At 58.4% G+C, this 19,702-nt stretch carries 15 protein-coding genes; 11 read left to right on the forward strand and 4 right to left on the reverse strand.

What is annotated here, in order from left to right:
* Nucleotides 1-412 precede the first annotated feature (412 nt).
* Nucleotides 413-649: a hypothetical protein gene (locus tag AA105894_RS00005; RefSeq protein WP_267309961.1), complete on the reverse strand. Its 237-nt coding sequence runs from the start codon at nucleotides 647-649 to the stop codon at nucleotides 413-415.
* 195 nt (nucleotides 650-844) lie between these two features.
* Nucleotides 845-1,423, reverse strand: coding sequence for a hypothetical protein (locus AA105894_RS00010; RefSeq protein WP_267309962.1), 579 nt, complete (start codon nucleotides 1,421-1,423; stop codon nucleotides 845-847).
* Nucleotides 1,424-2,257: 834 nt separating this feature from the next.
* Here AA105894_RS00010 and AA105894_RS00015 point away from each other — a divergent pair.
* Complete coding sequence (locus AA105894_RS00015; protein WP_267309963.1) at nucleotides 2,258-5,257, forward strand: glycoside hydrolase family 99-like domain-containing protein; 3,000 nt, start codon at nucleotides 2,258-2,260, stop codon at nucleotides 5,255-5,257.
* Nucleotides 5,258-5,314: 57 nt separating this feature from the next.
* Here the strand turns inward: AA105894_RS00015 and moaB are convergent, their stop codons facing one another.
* Nucleotides 5,315-5,845 (reverse strand): molybdenum cofactor biosynthesis protein B, encoded by a 531-nt coding sequence (moaB, locus tag AA105894_RS00020; RefSeq protein ID WP_267309964.1) that lies wholly within the window; start codon nucleotides 5,843-5,845, stop codon nucleotides 5,315-5,317.
* 230 nt (nucleotides 5,846-6,075) lie between these two features.
* On the opposite strand from moaB, the gene AA105894_RS00025 reads away from it, so the two are divergent.
* The 3 genes from AA105894_RS00025 to AA105894_RS00035 all read left to right on the forward strand — a co-directional run bounded on the left by AA105894_RS00025 (nucleotide 6,076) and on the right by AA105894_RS00035 (nucleotide 9,649).
* On the forward strand, nucleotides 6,076-6,879 hold the full coding sequence (locus AA105894_RS00025) for an NAD kinase (protein ID WP_267309965.1): 804 nt from the start codon (nucleotides 6,076-6,078) through the stop codon (nucleotides 6,877-6,879).
* Nucleotides 6,880-6,925: 46 nt separating this feature from the next.
* Nucleotides 6,926-8,305 carry an amidase gene (locus AA105894_RS00030; protein ID WP_267309966.1) on the forward strand — a complete coding sequence of 460 codons (1,380 nt, stop codon included), beginning with the start codon at nucleotides 6,926-6,928 and terminating at the stop codon, nucleotides 8,303-8,305.
* A 165-nt stretch (nucleotides 8,306-8,470) separates the two neighbouring features.
* Nucleotides 8,471-9,649 (forward strand): arabinose transporter, encoded by a 1,179-nt coding sequence (locus AA105894_RS00035; RefSeq protein ID WP_267309967.1) that lies wholly within the window; start codon nucleotides 8,471-8,473, stop codon nucleotides 9,647-9,649.
* Nucleotides 9,650-9,693: 44 nt separating this feature from the next.
* Here the strand turns inward: AA105894_RS00035 and AA105894_RS00040 are convergent, their stop codons facing one another.
* Nucleotides 9,694-10,134 (reverse strand): hypothetical protein, encoded by a 441-nt coding sequence (locus tag AA105894_RS00040; RefSeq protein ID WP_267309968.1) that lies wholly within the window; start codon nucleotides 10,132-10,134, stop codon nucleotides 9,694-9,696.
* A 424-nt stretch (nucleotides 10,135-10,558) separates the two neighbouring features.
* Between AA105894_RS00040 and AA105894_RS00045 the strand changes: the two genes are divergently transcribed.
* The 7 genes from AA105894_RS00045 (at nucleotide 10,559) to AA105894_RS00075 (ending at nucleotide 19,654) form a co-directional block, all read left to right on the forward strand.
* Nucleotides 10,559-12,892: a TonB-dependent receptor gene (locus AA105894_RS00045; protein WP_373316700.1), complete on the forward strand. Its 2,334-nt coding sequence runs from the start codon at nucleotides 10,559-10,561 to the stop codon at nucleotides 12,890-12,892.
* A complete protein-coding gene (locus AA105894_RS00050) occupies nucleotides 12,892-14,061 on the forward strand; it encodes a phosphotransferase enzyme family protein (RefSeq protein WP_267309970.1) in 1,170 nt (389 codons plus the stop codon). The genes AA105894_RS00045 and AA105894_RS00050 overlap by 1 nt, the downstream gene beginning before the upstream one ends.
* Nucleotides 14,061-14,633: a nicotinamide riboside transporter PnuC gene (gene pnuC, locus AA105894_RS00055; RefSeq protein ID WP_267309971.1), complete on the forward strand. Its 573-nt coding sequence runs from the start codon at nucleotides 14,061-14,063 to the stop codon at nucleotides 14,631-14,633. The genes AA105894_RS00050 and pnuC overlap by 1 nt, the downstream gene beginning before the upstream one ends.
* 112 nt (nucleotides 14,634-14,745) lie before the next feature.
* Nucleotides 14,746-15,252 (forward strand): GtrA family protein, encoded by a 507-nt coding sequence (locus AA105894_RS00060; protein ID WP_229719782.1) that lies wholly within the window; start codon nucleotides 14,746-14,748, stop codon nucleotides 15,250-15,252.
* A gap of 90 nt (nucleotides 15,253-15,342) precedes the next feature.
* Nucleotides 15,343-17,994, forward strand: coding sequence for an alanine--tRNA ligase (alaS, locus tag AA105894_RS00065; RefSeq protein WP_267309972.1), 2,652 nt, complete (start codon nucleotides 15,343-15,345; stop codon nucleotides 17,992-17,994).
* A gap of 135 nt (nucleotides 17,995-18,129) precedes the next feature.
* On the forward strand, nucleotides 18,130-18,804 hold the full coding sequence (locus AA105894_RS00070) for a carbonic anhydrase (protein WP_188426388.1): 675 nt from the start codon (nucleotides 18,130-18,132) through the stop codon (nucleotides 18,802-18,804).
* Nucleotides 18,773-19,654: an endonuclease/exonuclease/phosphatase family protein gene (locus AA105894_RS00075; protein ID WP_267309973.1), complete on the forward strand. Its 882-nt coding sequence runs from the start codon at nucleotides 18,773-18,775 to the stop codon at nucleotides 19,652-19,654. Before AA105894_RS00070 ends, AA105894_RS00075 begins: the two co-directional genes overlap by 32 nt.
* The last annotated feature ends 48 nt before the right edge of the window (nucleotides 19,655-19,702 follow it).

A 19,702-nucleotide genomic window follows, 5' to 3' on the forward strand; every position in this document is an offset into this window, starting at 1 on the left:
CTCTCAGGCCGGTCTATAGCTTACGCCCCTGTCTAAAAAATGGGGTCCACCTCTTTTATAATCTGCCGATTGCTCGTTGATCGTGTACGGCGTCCCGTAAAGGCTTGTCTTGCCGATCTGAGTATGTCCAATAGCCATAAGTTTATTTGCGCAGTCGTTTGCCGCTGCTTGGATCGGCAACTCAGATGAACTGCGCAATTCAGTCTTATGATTGGGAGAACATGCAACTAAGGTTGGTAAGCTCAAGAAAACTGCGCCCAATCGATAAATATTTTTGTATTCCAGCATGTCGTTTCTTAACACCTCCGCTTTTATTCCACAGAAAGTCTAACGCTGCGGAGGAGGCCCGAAAGCTCCTGCTCAGCCTGACACAGGTTGTTACATTCGAGCGTAACGAAAGATATATTAATAATCAGTTAAATAGCTCGCAACGTTGCTCTACATGAGAAACTTTATCTTTCTCCTGCCCCCGCCATGCCACCGAATAATCCGGCGCCTGATGCGCAGGCGCTCCCGGCCCCTTATGCGGCCAAAGGTTCGACCGCTTCAACTGCTCGGTGATCTTCTGGGCCAGCGCACCCATCTCCGCCCCGGTCATCTTCGCGTTCACGCGCCTTAGCTTGCCGCGGTAGTCGAGCGAGATCGACATGCGGATCCAAAGCTCCCATGGGCAATGGGTAGCTTCGAGAGCAGTTGAGAATGGACGATTTTATGACAGATCTTACACAGTGATTGCGAAATTGTGATAACGCCTTCAACAAGGTTGTTGCATTGCTGCAACTTCGTGGTCAGGCGGAATGCCTCAAGCCCAGATTCACTTCATCAGAAAGATCATCAACTTACATCAGCACATCGCAGCGTCCATTTCTCGATCTATACTTTCTTCCACAGCATAGATCGCTTTTTGCCAGAAAATATTCTTCATTAGAGAAAAAATTCCTGTGGAAGCATTCGCCATCCATCCACGCGTTGCCTTCGCTATAACTTTCGGCAAAACAATAGATAGTCCGATCATTAATATTATAGGAGATCTGGCAACACTCACGATAACCGTATTGAGATTAGCGCTACGCATGATCGACTCTAATTTCTCTCTAGTCCCAACATCTCTGACATCGTGGAAGTTGATGCTTTTTGCCTTGATGCCATGACGATTCAAGGATTGAGACATCCATATTATCCGCATCAAGGTCATTACGTGAGCATATTGGATGCTAGTATTTAACTTTTCGCGGCATAACTTATAGATAGGGTCATCGAAGGATATAGCGCCACTCTTTGCTAAATCGAAGAGATCGTCGCGTTTTTCGAAGTGCCTTTGCCTAAGATAGTCTGCGAGAGCAGTTTGAAGCGGCCCATAAACTATCGCGACCGCACCCGAGATCGCCAGAATTGTCTCCGCCGCATCTAGATATTCGTTCATCGTTTGATGTCCCTCTTCGCCGTAGTACCATCAGAGTTAATTTTAGATGTCGTCCGATGGGGATCTGAACGTTCTTCATACTCTCGCTTGTAAGGCGCGAACTTTCTCACAACGCGCTTGCGCCCAGCACGTTCGACTAGCGCCCAGATAGACGCTGCTCCCGCAAGCGTCACCGTAGCAGCAAATCTAAGATCTCCTAGCACTTTAACAACCCCGTTAACCTGAACAGACGTTGTTTGTCCGAAGGCTTTCGAGACGTAATAAGCAACCGCCCAGACTGAGAAAGCGACTGCGATACAGCGTATAAGGAGCCGTATGGTGACAAACAAATCCTCATCGCGGCGCATCCTGAGAGCCAAAAGATCACGCTTGGCTAGAGTAGTATTTGAATTTTTTGACATTGTTCCATCACATACGGGGAGGCGGTGATTGTGGTGGCATGGTTTGGCCTGTTTGGCAATTTCAACGCCTGCCTGAGATGTCGACGCTCAGCGTAGTCGATATCATTCCTCTAAAACCGCGACATGCCATTGCGGTAATTAATGTTCCACGCGGTCCTATCTCCAACATTACGGAGGCCCGCGTGATCTGAATTGCATGCTGCTCGCAGCCTGGTTGCCGACAGTCTGGCCGTCCATACCGCCATCAAGCGGCATTGACGACATCAGCCCACAAGCAAAGGGCGGCCCGAAAGCCGCCCCTGCCTATCAACACCACTTGATGAGTGCTGCGGGCCGGGATTGATACCGGCTGTCGCTGACGGACACTCACGCGCCGATGGGGCCTTTCCACCGATTAACCGTCTGACACGCTTGCTCTGGGCTGGTGAGCCGCATGATCTCGCTAAGGGAGAGCCCTCTCCCGCGTGTCCATCCACGCCGCCGCAGCCCTCACAGAATCGCACGATCCGGCTGGGCAGTACAAGAAGAAAGTTTTCCAAGCCGTATCCGTAGACAGAAGAACGTAGCGGAACCAACCGGAAAAAATCTCAATGAAATCAGCACTTATTATTCTTGGTTCAATGGGTGTCGCCTGCTCGACCGCCCTATGGAGATGCTGCTTCAGGCCCCCGAAATCGACCTGCCTTTCTGTCTGATGTGGGCGAACGAGAACTGGAGCCGCCGATGGGATGGCGGTGACAGCGATGTTCTGATTTCCCAAGACTATCGGGCGGAAGATGATGAGGCGCTGATTGCCGATTTTGGTCGCCACATGAGAGATCCACGCTATATCCGCATTGGCGAGCGTCCCCTTTTCATGCTGTACCGGCCTGGCGCCATACCGGATGCGGCAAGACGCATTGCAAAATGGCGCGCCCTGTTCCGGGAACAGGAATACATCGACCCAATCTTCATCATGGCGCAAGCCTTTGACGACAACGATCCACGTCCTTTCGGAATGGACGGTGCTATTGAGTTCCCCCCGCATAAATTATCGGTCAGCTGCACCCCTATCGAAGACAAGGTGCAAATTCTCGATGAGGATATGACGGCCCGGATCTATGATTATGGCGAACTCGTCGAAAATGCTCTAGCGGACCCTGCCCCTGACTTTCCGCTGATCCGTACCCTAGCCCCGTCTTGGGACAATGACCCGAGACGCCAGGGAGCGGGCCTCGTCCTGCATGGCTCCACACCGAGACTATATGAGCACTGGCTTAAAGAAAGCATCTCCAAGGCACTACAGAACCCGTTCATGGGGGAGCCCTTTCTTTGCATAAATGCTTGGAATGAGTGGGCGGAAGGTGCCTATCTGGAACCGGATATCCACTTCGGTTCAGCCTATCTGAATGCGACCGCACGGGCCGTGACCGGATTCCAGAGCAGACTTGGTGCACATCGTCTCCTGTTGATCGGTCACGATGCCTTTCCTGCCGGCGCCCAGATGCTTCTCCTCGCGCTCGGCACAGCATTGAAGCGCCATCATGGTATTGAGATCACGTTCGTTCTTCTCGGTGGAGGCGATCTGCTCTCGCGCTATCGACAGGTGGCGAATGTCGAGATTCTCAATCCAGGCACATCGTCCTGCATCGAGCGCCTCCAGTCGCTCAAGGCAGAAGGGTTTGCCTCAGCCATCATGAATAGCGCGGTCTCGGCAAGACTTGCCCCCGATCTTGGTCATGCCGAGCTTCCTTTTATCCTGCTCATTCATGAATTGCCGGGCATGCTTCGCCAGCATCGTCTTGAAGAGGCGCTCACTCTCGCACGCAAACAGGCACGTGCTGTGATTGTGCCTGGTGCCCAACTGACGCGACTTTGCCCCGAAGCAATCATCGCTCCTCAAGGGCTCTACAATCAGATTGCATTTTCCGGCAACGACAGGAAACGCGCGCGACTAGCATATGGTATCGACCCAGACGCGCTGCTGGTGATCGGCATCGGATATGGAGACGCCCGCAAAGGCTTCGACCTGTTCCTGCAGCTTTGGCAGATGCTCCAAAGCTCGAGCTTCACAGGCTCCGAGTACCATGCCGCCCCCGACCAGAAACCACGCCCGCTTCACTTCCTTTGGGTTGGCAACCTCGACGAGCAAATGAAGCGCAGCCTGCAGACCGATATCGAGGGCGCGTTGACAACACGGCGCTTCCACCTGCCGGGTCGGGTAGAAGACGTAAACCCCTTCTTGTCGGCATCGGACCTGTTTCTCCTCATGTCGCGAGAGGATCCGTATCCCTCCGTAGCGCTCGAAGCTCTTGCTTCAGGCTTGCCTTGTGTTGCGTTCGCCAGAAATGGCATGATCCCAGACCTCCTGTCAGAGCTCGAGCAGGAGGGCGACACACGCAATCACATCATCGAACCTGGAGATTTGCCTGCCATCGGCGCAGTCATTCTGCGTCAGACGCATGATCGATCCAACAGCCTCGCATACCGGATCAAGCGCGGCGCCGAGCTTGCAGAACGTTTCGCATTCGGTCCCTATGTTGCGCGCCTTGCTGCACTCGCCATGCCAGACCTGCCCAGCATTTCGGTCGTGGTCCTTTCGTATAATTACGCTCACTACCTGGCAGCGCGTCTGGCAACAATCTTTGCCCAGGATTGCCCGATCACGGAGATCATCGTTCTCGATGATGCCTCAAACGACGGGAGCGCCGAGTTGTCGGAGCGTATCGCCGCGTCATTCGGGCGCACGATCAAGCTAGTCGCAGGAACCAGACGAAGTGGTTCAGTGTTTGCCCAGTGGCGTAAGGCAGTCGACCTTGCAACCGGTGACTGGATATGGATTGCCGAAGCCGATGATCTTTCTGAGCCAGGATTTCTCTCCGCCCTGAGCAACATGATCAGCCAGTCGCCCGACGCGGTGATGGCCTTCTGCGACAGTCGCGTCATCGACGAAACCGGCGCGGAGATCTCGGCCGATTATCAGACCTATTACCGCAGCCATGTCGGCCATCGGCTCGAGCGGAACATGCTGATCGACGGTGAAAGCTTCACCCGCGAATATTTGGGCAAATGCAATCTGGTTCTCAATGTCAGCTCCGCCCTGTTCCGTCGTCGTGCCCTGAGTGCGGCAATGGAATCCTGTCGCGCTGACCTTGCCCAGATCCGCCTGGCAGGTGACTGGCGTCTCTATATCGAATTACTGATGCGCCCAGGCAGTCAGGTGGCCTATCTTGCCGAACCTCTCAACATTCACCGACGCCATGATCGCTCGGTAACCGGGTCGCTCGATCAGAAGTCTCATCTGGGAGAAATTGCCATGATGCATGACCTGATCAGCAAGCGTCTGGGACGTCCCCTCGATTTAATGAGAGATCAACGCTCCTATCGTGAGCTGCTGAAAAAGCAGTTCGGCCTCACAACGAGGCCGCGCAAAAAACAATACCCCGCTCCCTGAAGGCGACGGAAACAGGCATGAGCTGGCCCCGTTCCGGCTCTCGATCCGTAAGAATGCCTAGCCCCGGCTCAATCTCGGCATCAGATCGACGAAGTTGCATGGGCGGTGACGGCTGTCGAATTGCTGGCAGAGGATGGAATCCCAGCCATCGGCAACCGCCCCGGTCGAACCGGGCAGCGCGAAAAGAAACTTGCCTTTTGCGAGGCCGCCCAGAGCTCTCGACTGGATGGTCGAGGTGCCGATCTTGGCATAGGACAACCATCGGAAAAGCTCGCCAAACCCAGGAATTTCCTTTTCGATCACCCTGAAAAAAGCCTCTGGCGTCACGTCTCTGGCCGTAATGCCGGTGCCGCCCGTCGTGATGATTGCGTCGATGTCATCCCGGTCGATCCACAGACGCAGGCGCTCGACGATTTCCCCCAGCGTGTCCGGCACGAGGTCGCGCGCCGCGAGATGATGCCCGGCTTTTTCGATGCGCTCAGCGAGAAGCGAGCCAGAACGATCGGTCTCCGGCGTGCGCGTATCGGAGATGGTCAACACGGCAAAATGACAGGGCTTGAACTCAGCCTGGTTGTCGATTTCAGTCATGATCGAAGTCTTTCCCCAAAAAAGGAAGTATAGGCTTCCGTTCTGTTTTACCAAGACGCAAAGTGGCGATCAGAGCCCAACATTGTCAGGCAAGATGCATGGTTGCGAGGATTGAGCCTCGCCGGTAGGGTAGTCCGATTAATTCCAGTTCAGGTGTGCGAACAGGTGAATTCCCCGGTGTTTCCTGCTTTTACCGATCCGGCTCCGTTCCTTGAGGTCGGCGCCCCGATATGAGCATCCCCCCAGCGCCTTCGGCTCGCTTCTCCCGGCCTCCCGAACGCATCGCCTTCCTCGCGTCGCCCACCGAAATCGCCCAGAAGGCGCGGGCAAAGCTGGTCGAGAGTTATGGCGATGCCCTCCTCGATGAGGCTGAAGTCGTGGTCTGTCTGGGGGGGGATGGCTTTCTGCTCGAAGTGCTGCACAAGGTCGCCGAACACGGGATACCGGCTTACGGGCTCAATTGCGGCTCTGTCGGCTTTCTTCTCAACACGGTGTCAGATGAAGATCTGGTCACCAGGCTCACACGCGCACAGGCGTCGGAACTGCATCCTCTGCGTATGAAGGCCGTGGGGCGCGACGGCACACGCCATGAAGGTATCGCCTTCAATGACGTGTTCCTGTTCCGCCAGACGCGTCAGGCGGTCAAGATCCGCATTGAGGTCGATCAGCGCGTGCGCCTGCCGGAACTGATCTGTGACGGGGTCATCGTCGCAACACCGGCAGGGTCGACTGCCTATAACCTGTCAGCCCACGGGCCAATTGTCCCTCTGACAGCCAACCTTCTGCCTCTGACACCCATTTCGGCTTTCCGGCCGCGACGCTGGCGCGGCGCCCTTCTGCCTTCCAACGCAATCGTGCGTTTCACCCTGCTCGAGCAGGAAAAACGCCCCTGCGCCGCCGTGGCTGACTTCCTCGAAGTACGCGACATTGCAGAGGTCATCGTCAGCGAAGACCGCTCGATTACGGCAACGATCCTGTTCGACCCCGACCACGGGCTTTCAGAAAGAATTATAGCGGAGCAATTCGCGGAATAAACCCGACAGCAAAGCCACATCTCTCAACAAGAAGAAGGCGCAGCCAATGAGCAGTCCAACGATACGCCCGACCCACACCCCCTATCGTGACACGCTGGTCAGTGCGGCCATGCGCCTTACAAATGGAGAAATCACCAGCCGGGCTCTCGTCGAGCACTGCCTCGAAAAGATCGAGACCTGCGAAAACGCCCGTGCCGCCTATACAGGCGACTTCTCCGCCGACCGGGCCAGACAATATGCCGATGCGGCCGATCGCATACGCGCCAAGGGCTATGAAGCCTCGCCCTGGACCGGATTACCCATCTCGATCAAGGATCTTTTCGACATACAGGGCCAGGTCACACGCGCCGGCTCGACCATTCTGTCTGATCGCCCTGCCGCTCTCAGCGATGCCGATGCCATCATCCCGCTGCGCGCAGCCGGGTTCATTCTGCTCGGCCGTACGCAGATGACCGAATTCGCCTATTCGGGTCTGGGTCTCAACCCGCATTACCCGCAGCCCTGGAACACCCTTGTGGAAGAAGGCCGCGCCATACCCGGCGGGTCGAGCTCCGGGGGGGCCGTTTCCGTCGCGACCGGCGCCGCCCTCGCCTCGATCGGTTCCGATACGGGCGGGTCATGTCGCATACCTGCCGCTATGAACGCCCTGACCGGTTTCAAACCCACGGCAGGCCATATCAGCCGCAAAGGCATGATTCCGCTCTCACCCAGCTTCGATAGCGTGGGCAGTATCGCGCAGACCGTCGATGACTGCGCCCTGCTCGATCATATCATGGCAAGACGCACCGAAAACTGGGCACCCGTCGAGGCTGAAGAAGGCCCGATCCGCCTTCTGCTGCCGACATCGTTCGTTCGCAACGATGGCGATTCACAGGTTCTCGCGGTTTTCGAAACCGTGATGAAGCATCTAGAGGCAGGCGGTATCGAGATCGTGCGTCAGCCACTGCCAATCCTTCAGGACATAGCAGACCTGAATCTCCAGGGGCAGATTGTCGCCGCAGAGGCCTATCATTATTTCCACGACGACCTGATCCATCACCCCGAAAGCTTCGACCCGCGTGTCAGCGAGCGTATCGCGGCAGGAGAAAACACCACCGTCCAGACGCTGCGGCAGCTCTATATCGAACGACAGAAGCTCTGCGCGCGCTTCAATGCAGATATGAGCGAGTTCGATGCCCTTATCTGCCCGACCTCCCCCATTCTGCCGCCCCTGATCGATTCTTGCAGCGATGCGGCGGCTTACGGACGGCTCAACCGCCTCATCCTGCGCAACCCCTCACTGGCCAATCTGCTCGATGGCTGCTCGTTCAGTCTTCCATTTTACTGGAAGGGCTTGGCTGCCGGGCTCATGCTGACCGCCTGCCACGGTCGGGATGCCGCCCTTGCCCGTATCGCACGTCGCTGTGAAAGACGCCTCAAGGCCTGACACCAAGGTTCCCTGCATAATCCACCCGGCGTTGAGGTCGGGACGATGCCACAGGTTCGTCACCGCAGCGTTATTTGAGCCCGCCGCTCCCCGAGGGTAGCGTGCCGGGCTCTTTCTCTCTTGCTGGTGAAGCCTGTCCGCGCACGGCATATCGGGTGGAATTTCATGACCGAGACGAACCGGGTTTTCAGCCATCTGCCCTTTCTGACTGCAGCGCTTGTTCTGTCGTACATGGCTGTCGCCATGCCGCTTGCGGTCATTCCCCCCTTCGTCACTTCCTGGCCGGGTTATGGCAACGGCATTGCGGGCATAGCCGTTGGCTGCGCCTTCGTCTCGACCATTCTTACCCGAACGCTCGCTGGCGGATTTGCCGATCGCAAGGGTGGGCGCAGCGCCATGCGTCTGGGTCTCGTTCTCTATATGGCGGCCAGTGCAATCTGCCTCACCTCGGCTCTCGATCTGCTGCCGAGAGGCGCCTCTCTGGCCCTGCTGATCGCGGGACGCCTTCTGCTCGGTGTTGGAGAGAGCTATACGCTTGTCGGCATGCATGGCTGGGGCATCGGCCTGACCGGACCCAGCGGGGCTGGCAAGGTGCTCACCTGGACGGGAGCTGCGATGTATGGGGCTTTTGCCTTTGGCGGCCCGCTGGGGCTGGAAATCTATCATCTTGCAGGTTTTTCCGCACTCATGGCGGTCTGCGTCGCGCTTCCCCTGATCGGTCTGGGTATAGTCCAGCGCGTTCCTGCGGCACCGATCCTTGCAGGAGAGCGTGAATCCTTCTGGCCGGTTCTGGGCATTATCCGCCCCTACGGCACGGTCGTCGCGTTACAGGGTGTCGGGTTTGCCATACTTGGTGCGTTTCTCTCGGTCTATTTTCTTGCCGAACACTGGCGCTATGGCAGTCTGGGCCTGACCTGTTTCGGTCTTGCCTTCGTGGCAGGCCGCGTGTTCTGCGGTCATCTGCCCGAGCGTCTGGGCGGAATACACGTCGCGATGCTTTCTCTGGGCATCGAGGCGGTCGGCCAGGCCTGCATTGCTCTCGCCCCCTTTCCCGTTCTGGCGCTCGTGGGCGCCGTGCTGACAGGCGCCGGATGCTCGCTGATCTACCCCTCGATGGGCGTTGAGGTCGTCAAGCGTGTACCTGCCTCCATACGCGCCACGGCACTTGGCGGTTTTGCGGCCTTTCAGGATCTCTCTTATGCCGTCAGCGGCCCGATAGCAGGCACCCTCTCCGACTATCTGGGCTATAAATCGATCTTCATCATGGGCACCGCCTGCGCCCTGATCGGGCTTGGCCTGGTCGTCTCAATGCGCCGCCAGCCATCGAACCTGCCCGCAAAGTGACGCAGCCCCTTTGTCAGAACGCGTGCTGACGCAAGCCTGAATGCCTAGACGCCGTGCCTGAGATGGAAAAGGGCCATGTCCATCTGCGGTGGGTAGGTCAGTTCGGGGGCGCTTACCCTTGCAGGCGGCACGGTTTCTTTCGCATTCTCCGGCCCCACCACCGTCATTTCGACTGCCACGGGCTCGGGAACAGTCTCGGGCACCGTCATGGAGAGGTCTGCAGGCGGCAAGAAGTCCAGAAGGACGCTGAAATCCGGTTCGCTCAGCATCGAGGGCTTTTCGCCCTTCGCACGCTGCACGATCCAGCCAGCCAATGCCTTGCCCAAGGCTTCCAGAGCAGCCTCACGGGAAACGCCGGACTGACTGCGCACCAGCTCATTGAGATATGAGATATCGTTGTCGTTGATACGACGTGGCTTGGGGTCGTCGCTGGCTTTGATGATCCACCCGCCAACATGCGGCGCAACATTGAGATCCAGTGCCATCAAACCCTCCATCACCTTGAGGCAGATCGCCACTCACGCGGCTCGCCTCGCCTACCCGCCAGACATCGGAACTTCCCGTTCAGCTCCGTTGTCACGAAACGCCAGACATCCGAGCCTTGCCGGGCTTACTATCCTCAAAAGACGTGGCTGCAAACCGCAGACAAGCTGATCAGATCATACGATACAATCGCATCGTGGCCTTCACCGGCATTCTTCACTCTACACAGGTCTTTTACGACGGATGAACGGCCCATCACCGAACGCGGAATTCACGGCTTTTCCGGGAAAAGAAAGGGAAATTCATTGTTCTTGTAACGAGGATATGAGAACTGCTCTCAGGCAGGGCCGTGCCCTCACGCCTTTTCACAGCTGGATCATGATATTGGCATACGCACTGACAATCCCGCGCAGGTCGGTCAAACGGATCTGGCTTCTCTCCACCGTTTCGGCCCTGTGTGCAGCGCCAGCATTTTCTGCGCGAGCTGCCGATGACCCGGCCAAAACACGCAAAGCCGAGCATATTGTCGTTCGTGCCACAGAACCCGAAAAGCGCGAGGCCGAGCGTGGTGGAGGGCTCATCAAGCCTCAGCATGAAATTCGGTCAGTGAGCAGCGTCGACAGCGCCTTCATTGCCAGACAGGCACCGATTTCGACCGCCTATCAGCTTGTTTCGCTGCTTCCCGGCGCCAATGTCGCCGCCTCTGATGCGATGGGCCTCTCCCCCCAGACCACGATTTCGGTGCGCGGCCTGAATACGGATTCTATAGGCTACGTGCTCGAGGGAATGCCGCTCAATGATCTCGCCTTCTATTCGGGCTATCCCAGCCAGTTTGCCGATGGTGAAAACTACCGTCAGGTTGCCCTGAGCCAGGGCGCAGCCGATCTCGACAGCCCTGTTCTCAATGCAGCGGGCGGGCTGATGAGCCTGAGTTTCCGCGACCCTGCCCGCAAGGCCGGAGGAACGGTTTCTGCGTCCTACGGCTCCTATAACAGCAATCGTGAGTTCATCAGGCTCGATACCGGACTGATCGGCCAGACCGGATTGCGCGGGTTCGTCTCCTACTCGCATACCAGCGCAGAAAACTGGCGCGGCCCCGGCCATGACATGCGCCACCATGTCGATTTCAAGCTGGTGCGCGACATTGGCGAGCGTTCCCATGCCGGGCTGGTTGGCAGCTTCAACAGCACCGTCACGAGCTATTATCCGCAGGTCTCGAAAGACCAGTTCAGGCAATATGGCGTGTCTTCGGGCAACGCGCTTGCAAGCGGTTACGACCCGCAGAACCCGGATGAAGCCCAGCTCTACCAACGCCTCTGGCGCGCGCCCGAGCGCACGCTCTATATGGGCGCACCTGTCAGCCTTTCCCTGACAGATCACCTGACCTTGCGGGCCACGCCCTATGCCCAGGGGGCCTATGGTAATGTTCCGAGTGGCTCCACACTGCCTTTGAGCGGCCTCTATACGGGCACGCAGGCCCTGGCAGACACGCTCGTTCTGCCCAGCTCGCAGGACGGTCAGGCCATCGTGCGCGCCAATTATACCCAACGCAGCACGCGCTCGGGCTTCACCTCCGAGCTGGCATGGAAGAAAAGCTGGAACGAACTGGTCTTCGGTTACTGGTTCGATTACGGCGACGATCACGAAGTGCAATCGTTTTCTCCCGTCAATGAAAGCGGGGCTTCTGCCAATATCTGGGGTAATGGCACGGGCAATTTCGTGAGACTTGCCAATGGCAGGGTGTATCTTGCCGGCGATAATCACACGATCAGCATGACCAATGCACTGTTCATTGGCGACAGAATGAATTTTCTTGCCGATCGTCTGCTGGTCGAGCTCGGCTTCAAGGAAGTCATGGTCAGCCGCACTGGCACAAATGCTGTTCCCGGACCGCAATATCACGTGGGCAGCAACAGCGCCGTACCGTTGCCGCGCCTTGGCATGCGCTTTCAGATCACGCCGCAGCATCAGGTCTTTTTCAACGCTACGACCAATTTCCGGGCGCCCTCATTTACAGCGCTCTACAATGTCTATGACCCGACCAGCGGTGAAGCCACCACCAACGGCGCCAGTAACCTGCGCAACGAATATTCGATCTCGGAAGAGCTGGGTTACCGCTATACTGGCCCTCTCGTGACGGGCAGCCTGACCTTCTTCAACTATAATTTCACCAATCGTCAGATCGCCACACAGATCCAGATCAACAACACGCCGATTTCCTCCACGATCAATGCCGGTGGCCAGACCTCGCGTGGCATTGATGTCGAGCTCGGCCTGAAGCCATGGCATCATTTTGCGCCCTATCTCTCAGGCGAATATCTTCACGCGACCATCGATAACGACATAGCCAGCAATGGCGATCTGCTACCAACACGAGGCAAGACCGCCGTGCGAAGCCCCAGCCTGCAGGCCTCTGCCGGGCTGACTTATGATGATGGCCATGTCTTCGGCTTTGCCTCGGTTCATTATACCGGCAGGCAATATGCGACCTTCCTCAATGACGAGCGCATCAGCGACCACACGACGGGCGATATCGCCCTTGGCTATCGCTTCGCCGATATGGCGCGCTTCAAGGCGCCGTCCCTGCGGCTCAACCTCATCAATATAACCAATGAGCATTACCTTTCGGGGGTCGCAGACCCAACTCTGAATGCCCGCGATACAATGGGTCGCTATGGCACCACCATCGCCGGGTCATCACCCGATTATTATATCGGCGGCGGATTTTCGGCGCTGGCTACGGCCACTGCCGGGTTCTGATGTCAGAAGACACATCACCCGGACAGTTCGGGCTCTGGGGTAAGGAGAGCGAACGAGACTGGCCGCTTATTACACAGGATGAAGCCGCCCATGCTCTGGCGGCTTTCGCCCTGCGCGATATCACGCCAATCGAGTGGCACAGTGCCCGCCCCTTCTCGGCTGTCTCCCGTTTGGGCGACAAGACAGGCTGCGCCTGGTTTCTCAAACGACATCACAGCGCCCTGCGTAATCGCGAGGCTCTGGCTGAAGAGCACAGGCTGATTGCCCATCTTGCCGAACAGGGAATGACGGTTGCCCGTCCCCTCACAACGGAAAATGGAACCAGTGTTTTCACGCTCGGATGCTGGAACTACGAATGCTTTCCCGCCCTGGAAGGAAGAGATCTCTATCGCGATCGCCTCTCATGGGAGCCCTATCTGTCGCGTCATCAGGCATGGGAAGCCGGTCGTGGCCTCGCTGCGTTCCACCAGGCCGCACAAAGCTATAACGCTCCGGCCAGACCTGACCGCCCCCTCGTCTCATCCCTGACGCCACTGCTCGACACGCAGGGCCCCGAAATCGGCCTTGAGCGCTGGATTGCCCGCAACATACCCCTGCAAGACGCGATTGAGACGCTTGGCGGAATGGCCTCCATACTGGCGGCGCTTCGGCCCCATTTCGAGCGTGCCAAGCCTTTTCTGGAACGCCCTGCCCTGCAATGGGGGCATGGTGACTGGCACGGCTCGAACCTGACCTGGCATGGCGAGGCAGGGCACGAGAATACTGGCGCGGTGTTCGATTTCAGTATGGCTGACAAGACCACACGGGGCTTTGACATCGCTGTCGCTCTCGAACGCAGCATGATTGGCTGGATGAAACCGCACCATGCGTCAGACGGCGGCCCACCGGATTTCACCAGTGAGCTTGATCAGATCACCGCGTTTCTGGACGGGTATGACAGTGTTCGTTCTCTCTCCCGACAAGAGCGCGAAGAGATCGCAGCTTTCCTTCCCCTCGCCCATGTAACCTTCGCCTTTTCAGAAATCTGGTACTATCACTGCCTGCTTGAGAGGCCGGATCTCGCGGAAACGACACGTGACACCTATCTCATCGACCATGCCGCATGGTTTTCAGGTGCACATGGACAGGATGTGCTCGGGTTGATCGCCTCAGAAGCAAAGAAGCCCTGATGATGTCGCCCCTCGAAGCCCTTGCCGTGATCATCACAATGGCAGGAATCTGGCTGACGGCACGCCGGCGTGTCATCGGCTGGCCATGCTCCCTGCTCGCCTCGCTGCTCTATCTGGTGGTCTTTGCAAAAGCCCGGCTCTATGCCGATTCCGCCTTGCAGATCGTCTTCTGTCTCTTTCTCGCCAAGGGGTGGTACGACTGGCATCGTTTCAGACAGGTAGCCCCGGAAATCACCGTGCAGGCAGCCCCGCCTCTGGTGTTGCTGCGTGATCTGCTGATCGGGGCCGTATGCAGTGTCGCTCTCGGTACGGCCCTGCGGCTCTGGACGGGCGATGCCGCGCCAATGACGGATGCCACGCTGAGCGTCCTGAGCATTATCGGGCAAATCTGGACGGCAAGGCGCTTCCTCGCCTGCTGGCTGCTCTGGATCATGGTTGACAGCGCCTACGTCGGGCTTTTCATCCTGCGCGATCTCTGGCTGAGCGCCGGACTCTATGCGGGGCTTGTCGCCATTGCCTGGTTCGGCTGGCGGAGCTGGAAAGAATCACTGAAAAACACCACGACACGTTGAGACAAAGACCTGCACGATCAAGGTCGCGGACGAACGCGTCTTGCATCGTGCAGATCATGGCCCTACCAGCGTGTCGCCAGATCTCCCACCCGCATGAAAGGCAGGGCTCCCAGTGCAGAAGAAACGGATTTTCTATCCGCGCGCCCCGAGACAGCTCATCGGTCAGTTCATGCGCTTTGGTATCATCGGTGCCATGGGGCTGGTCTGGGATATCCTTATCGTCACCCTGCTACGCCCCGAACTCGGGCTGACAGCGGCGACGCTCATTTCCTATTTCGTCTGCGCCAGCATCAACTGGATGCTGAACCAGCTCTGGACCTTTCGGAACGTCGCTCATCGCGATCATCCCATTCTGCAATGGCTCCGCTTTCTTGCGGCCAACAGCTTCGGATTCCTGCTCAATCGAGGCACGGTCTACACGCTGTGTTTCACCATTCCGTTCTGCCTGCATCATGTCGCCGTGCCGCTCGCCGCTGGAGCGCTCATGGGGCTGCTGGCCAATTTCAACCTGTCACGCAAGCTTGTTTTCCGCGCCAAAGTGCCTGAGACACCGCTGGAACTGGCAGAGATGACGGTCGATCTGAATGTCGATACGTCCGATCGCGATCTGGAATCCTGAGCGCCCGCGCGCAAAACATTCCCTTCGCGGTCTCTTTGCTCTAGTGGAGATGCCATCTTCACGCCGCAATCGGGATTTTCTGCTCGCGCCATGACCACTTCGATCCATAACACCACAACAAATGAGCTGCGCAGCGCGTTTCTGAAGTATTTCGGAGACCATGGCCACAAGATCGTGCCTTCGGCCTCGCTGGTGCCGCAGAACGACCCGACCCTGCTCTTCACCAATGCTGGCATGGTGCCGTTCAAGAACGTGTTCACCGGGCAGGAAACCCGCCCCTATTCCCGCGCCACGACGGCCCAGAAGGTCGTCCGCGCAGGCGGCAAGCATAACGATCTGGACAATGTGGGTTATACCGCCCGCCACCTGACCTTTTTCGAAATGCTCGGCAATTTCTCCTTTGGCGACTATTTCAAGGCCGAAGCGATCGAGTTCGCCTGGAACCTACTGACCAAGGGCTATGGCCTCCCCAAGGAAAAGCTGCTGGCCACGGTCTATGCCGAGGATGAGGAAGCCGCAGGTCTTTGGCGCAAGATCGCCGGCCTGCCGGAAGAGAAGATCATCCGCATTCCGACAGCCGATAATTTCTGGCGCATGGGCGATACCGGCCCCTGCGGCCCCTGCTCGGAAATCTTCTTCGATCACGGACCCGATGTCTGGGGTGGCCCTCCGGGCTCGCCGGAAGAGGACGGTGATCGTTTCGTCGAGATCTGGAATCTCGTCTTCATGCAGTATCTCGAAGGGCCTCCGGGCACGCGCGCGCCTCTGCCGCGCCCCTCGATCGATACGGGCATGGGCCTGGAGCGCTTTGCTGCCGTCATGCAGGGCAAGCGCGACGTCTATGACACAGACGTGTTGCGCAGCCTTGTCGAGGCGACCGCCAACGCGCTCAGCACCGATCCTGATGGGGCGCTGCGCGCCAGCCATCGGGTAGTGGCCGACCATCTGCGCTCGACAGCCTTCCTGATTGCCGATGGCGTCATGCCGTCCAAGGACGGTCGCGGCTATGTGCTGCGTCGCATCATGCGCCGCGCCATGCGCCATCTGCAGCGTCTGGGCGCCACCGAGCCGGTATTCTATCGCCTGCTGCCCGCGCTGATCCGCCAGATGGGCTCTGCCTATCCGGAATTGGTGCAGCATCAGTCGCTCATCGCCGAGACCATGAAGGGTGAGGAAGAACGCTTTACCGCCCTGCTCGAGCGCGGCATGTCGCTGCTCGAAGACGAGACGGCCCGCGTCGCCGAAGGCGGCGCCCTGCCGGGTGATGTGGCCTTCAAGCTCTATGATACATTCGGCTTCCCGCTTGACCTGACCCAGGATGCGCTGCGTGAACAGGGCCGCACGGTCGACGTCGCCGGGTTCGAAGCCGCCATGGCAGAACAGCGCGCCCGCGCCCGTGCCGCCTGGGTCGGCTCCGGCGATGCCGCCGCAGAGACCATCTGGTTCGACGCCCGCGAGCGTTTCGGCGCCTCGGAATTCCTTGGCTACAGCTCGGAGAAGAGCGACGCCGAGGTTCTTCTGATTGCAAAATCCGGCATCGAAAGCGACAGCGCTGCCTCGGGTGACGAGGTTGCTGTCCTGCTCAACCAGACGCCGTTCTATGGCGAGAGCGGTGGTCAGGTTGGTGATCACGGTGTGCTGGTGGGCGAAGGCGTGCGTGTCGAGATTACCGACACGATGAAGCGCAATGGAGACCTGCTGGTGCATTACGGCCGTGTGGTTGAGGGCACGCTGCGCCCGGGCATGTCGGTAACGGCAGAAATCGACCATACGCGACGTCAGGCGGTCCGTGGTCATCACTCGGCCACCCATCTGCTGCATGAGGCGCTGCGTCGCCAGCTTGGCGATCATGTCGCCCAGAAGGGCAGCCTCAATGCGCCAGAGCGCCTGCGCTTCGACGTGTCGCAGCCCCGCCCCATCACGACAGAAGAGCTGGCACTGGTCGAGCGCGAGGTGAATGCCCGCATTCGCGAGAACAGCGCCGTCGAAACACGCATCATGACTCCCGAAACCGCCGTGGCAGAAGGCGCCATGGCGCTGTTCGGCGAAAAATATGGCGATGAGGTGCGCGTGGTCTCCATGGGGCTGGGCGACGAATCGCGTGGCGCCTATTCGATCGAGCTCTGTGGCGGCACCCATGTGGGTCGCACAGGCGAGATCGGCCCCTTCCGCATCGTTTCGGAAAGCGGCGTTTCGGCTGGTGTGCGCCGTATCGAGGCGGTCTGTGGCGTCGCTGCTGACCGTCTGGCGATCGAGGCAGACGAGCGGCTGCGTCGCATGGCCGACCTGCTCAAGGCGACTGTGGCCGAGGCACCCGACCGTCTGGCTGCTCTGGTTGAGGAACGCCGTGCGCTCGAGCGTCAGGTGTCCGAGCTGCAGAAGCGCCTCGCCACCGGTCAGGCCGATTCGGCCAGCGAGACCATCAACGGCATCACCTTCGTGCCGCGTGACCTTGGCGATGTGGCCCCACGCGAGCTGAAGAACGTTGCTGAAGCCATCACCAAGCAGATCGGAAGCGGCGTCGTCGCGCTGATCTCGACGGCCGAGGGCAAAGGCAGCGTTGTCGTGGCCGTCACCAAGGATCTGAATGACCGTTTCAGCGCGGTAGATCTGGTGCGTCTGGCCTCGGCCGAGATGGGTGGCAAGGGCGGCGGCGGTCGTCCCGACATGGCGCAGGCTGGTGGACCGCAGGCCAACAGCGAGGCGGTTTTCGATTCACTTAGAAAAACGCTTTCTGCCTGAGGCTTCATGACAAAGGGTGAACCATGCCGATCCGGCATGGACACCTCATCAAATCCACGGCATCGAAGCTGTCTGAGTTCCAGGTGTGGCGTAAAACTCACAGCAAGCCACATCCCTTTTTCAGATGAGGTCTCGATGAAAAGCGAAATCGAAAACAGCTTGATCACCCTGCTCAAGGGCGTGCAGCATTTCGACGACGAGGTTTACGAAGAGCACCGTGAGCTCTTCGAGAGCCTTGCCGAAGGCCAGTCGCCTTCCACCCTGTTCATCACCTGCTCCGACAGCCGTATCAACCCGAGCATGATCACCCAGACTGCTCCGGGTGACCTGTTCATCGTGCGCAATGTCGGCAATATCGTCCCTCCGCATGGCGAAATGCTCGGTGCCGTATCCTCGGCCATCGAATATGCCGTGCTGGTGCTCAAGGTGAAGCATATCGTCGTCTGCGGTCACTCCAATTGCGGTGCGATGGGTGCCCTGTGCGACCTGAACAATCCGAAATTCGATGCCATGCCGACAGTGCAGCGCTGGCTGCGCAATGCCGAAGCCGCGCGCGCCGCACTCGGACCGTTCAAGGCTGAGGATGCCGGTCCGGAGACAGTGCGCGAACTCGCACAGCAGAACGTCCTGCTCCAGCTCGCCCATCTGCGCACCCATCCTGCCGTTGTCGGTGGTCTGGCTGCCGGCGAGCTCGCCCTTCAGGGCTGGTTCTATGACATCGGCACCGGCCAGGTTGTCGTGATCGATGAGCAGTCGCGCAAGGAACGTACGGTACGCGATGTTCTCGGCGATCTTGGCATCACCGTCTAAGCTTCGTTACTGCCTGTTTCTCGCCGTATGGGCTCTGTCCCATGCGGCGGAAGCGGCCCCAATCAAGATCGCCACATGGAATCTTGACTGGCTGACGCTTCTCCCGGTGTCCGCCCCCCAACTACCAGCCAATATCCCTCATCGTGGTACCCGTGACTGGGCCGCCCTTTCGGATATCGCCCATCGCCTGAATGCCGATATCGTGGCGGTTCAGGAAGTCAGTGACGAAGCTGCACTCAAGCGGCTCTTCCCCTCACCTGACGACACGCTGCTTCTCACCACAGCACCAATTGCCCAGAATATCGGGCTCGTCCTGCATCCGCCCTGGCGAATGGTTGCCCACGAGGAACTGCGTGACTTCGACCGCTCTCCCTCGCATGGCGGCCATGCCCTGCGCCCCGGCCTGGATGTGACCATCACCAACGGGACACAAATCCTTCGCTTGCTGGTCGCGCATCTCAAATCGGGATGCTGGGACAGGACATGGAAGGAAAATGGACATGCCTGCCCGATCCTGCGTGAACAGATCGATCTGATCGCCAACTGGATGACCGAACGCGATGATGAAGGCGAGGCCTATGCCGTGCTCGGTGATTTCAATCGACGCCTCACAATGCACGATCCCTATTATCTGCACATGACACAGGGCATCGACCCGGTTCTGGTAACCAGCGGCTTTGCCAATCCATGCGAGGGCGGCAACTACTTTATCGATCATATCCTTCTTGGGGGTCCGGCGAGGAAATGGCTCGTCAGGGATAGTCTGCGCGTTCTTACCTACCGACCGGAAGAATCCGGTCTGACCTTGTCCGATCACTGCCCTGTTTCTGTCCGGCTGGATCTGCCCTAACCCGGCTTTTCAATAGCCTCATCGCTGCAAGATTTTGCGTGCGGCCAC

It is taken from the genome of Asaia spathodeae NBRC 105894 (assembly GCF_025994195.1).
Lineage (GTDB): Bacteria > Pseudomonadota > Alphaproteobacteria > Acetobacterales > Acetobacteraceae > Asaia > Asaia siamensis.